The sequence below is a fragment of the Streptomyces sp. NPDC059900 genome (assembly GCF_050270335.1).
Classification (GTDB): domain Bacteria; phylum Actinomycetota; class Actinomycetes; order Streptomycetales; family Streptomycetaceae; genus Streptomyces.
In genome coordinates this window covers 1-1,816 of record NZ_JBNNJZ010000993.1, presented here as the reverse complement: position 1 = coordinate 1,816, position 1,816 = coordinate 1, and the positions used below count along the sequence as shown (strand labels likewise).

The window sequence follows — 1,816 nt, the reverse complement described above, 5'->3', positions numbered from 1 at the left end:
TCCACGGCCACTACACGACGGCACCGGACCCGCTGGGGCAGTGGCGCCAGGCCCAGATCGCCGCACTCAGCGACCCGGCACGGGCGCCCGACCCCGCAGGGCCGGCCATCAGCGACGACCAGATCCGTGAGTCCATCGAGACCAACCAACTGCGCCTCATGGACGAGCGAGGCATCGACGTCACCGTCTTCTCCCCCCGCGCCTCGTTCATGGCCCACCACATCGGCGACTTCGCCACATCCGCCGCGTGGGCCCGCATCTGCAACGACCTGTGCCACCGCGTCGCCGAGCTGTACCCCGGGCGATTCGCCCCCGGCGCGATGCTGCCGCAGTCACCGGGAACCGACCCGGCCACCGTCATCCCCGAACTCGAACGCGCCGTCCTCGAACTGGGCGCCGTCACCGTCAACATCAACCCGGACCCCTCCGGCGGCCACTGGACGGCACCACCGCTGACCGACCGGTCCTGGTACCCGGTGTGGGAGAAGCTCACCGAGCTGGACGTGCCGGCCATGGTGCACGTCTCCACCAGCTGCAATCCGGCCTTCCACACCACCGGGGCGCACTACCTCAACGCCGACACCACCGCGTTCATGCAGCTGCTGTCGGGAGACCTGTTCGCCGATTTCCCCGAGCTGCGCCTGATCGTCCCGCACGGCGGCGGCGCCGTGCCCTACCACTGGGGCCGCTTCCGGGGCCTGGCGCAGGCGCTGGGCAAGCCCGAGGCGGTGGAGTCACTGCTGCAAAACGTCTTCTTCGACACCTGCGTCTACCACCAGCCCGGCATCAACCTGCTCCTCGAAGTGGTCCCGCACACCAACATCCTCTTCGCCTCCGAGATGATCGGAGCCGTCCGCGGCATCGACCCGCACACCGGCCACCACTTCGACGACACCCGCCGCTACGTCGAGAACGCGGGCCTTTCCGGCGAACAACTGACCGTGATCGAGGAACGGAACGCCCGGCGTGTCTACCCCCGGCTGGATGCCCGCCTGACCGCCCTGGGCCGTTGAGCCACCCCGGGCTCCCGCCGCGCACCGGCGGACGCGGTCCTCGATCCGATCACCCATGACAGACAGCGCAAGGAGCCACCCCATGCACGAACTCGGAGTCGTCCACCGCACCACACAACGCGCCGACCGCACCGCGGTCGAGGCCCTGTCCCGCTTCGGGGTCGCCACGGTGCATGAGGCCATGGGCCGGCTCGGTCTGATGCGTCCCTACATCCGGCCCGTCTACGAGGGCGCGAAGCTCTGCGGCACCGCCGTCACCGTGCTGCTGCAGCCCGGCGACAACTGGATGCTGCATGTGGCCGCCGAGCAGGTCCGGGAGGGCGACGTCGTCGTCGCGGGATGCACCACCGAGAGCCAGGACGGCTTCTTCGGCGAGCTGCTGGCCACCTCGCTGCGCGCCCGCGGTGCCAAGGGCCTGGTCATCGACGGCGGGTGCCGCGACGTCGACGAGCTGCGGCAGATGGACTTCCCCGTCTTCTCCCGCGCGATCAACGCAAAAGGCACCGTCAAGGCCACCCTCGGTTCGGTCAACGTGCCGGTCGTCGTCGCCAACGCACTGGTCCACCCGGGTGACGTGATCGTCGCTGACGCCGACGGCGTCGTCGTTGTCCCCGCCGCCCGGGCCGCAGCGGTGGCCCGAGCTGCCCTGCAGCGCGAGGCCGCCGAGGAGGGCAAGCGGCAACGGTTCAAGGCGGGCGAGCTGGGCCTGGACATGTATGACATGCGCGGACGCCTGGCCGAACACGGCCTGACCTACGTCGACTGAACAGCACGAGGAGTACTCCCGATGACTGACCCCGACC

General features: G+C 69.9%; 2 protein-coding genes. Both read left to right on the top strand.

From position 1 onward, the window contains the following. Window positions 1-1,013, top strand: a 1,013-nt coding sequence (locus tag ACQKIP_RS46555; protein WP_427745773.1) for an amidohydrolase family protein, incomplete at its 5' end; no start/stop codon positions are given. Between the two features lie 82 nt (window positions 1,014-1,095). Further along, window positions 1,096-1,779: a 4-carboxy-4-hydroxy-2-oxoadipate aldolase/oxaloacetate decarboxylase gene (gene ligK, locus ACQKIP_RS46550; protein WP_365863486.1), complete on the top strand. Its 684-nt coding sequence runs from the start codon at window positions 1,096-1,098 to the stop codon at window positions 1,777-1,779. Window positions 1,780-1,816: the final 37 nt, after the last annotated feature.

Bases quoted from the DNA above. Each gene is read 5' to 3' on its own strand.
- ligK (WP_365863486.1), top strand. From the start codon at position 1,096: ATGCACGAACTCGGAGTCGTCCACCGCACCACACAACGCGCCGACCGC.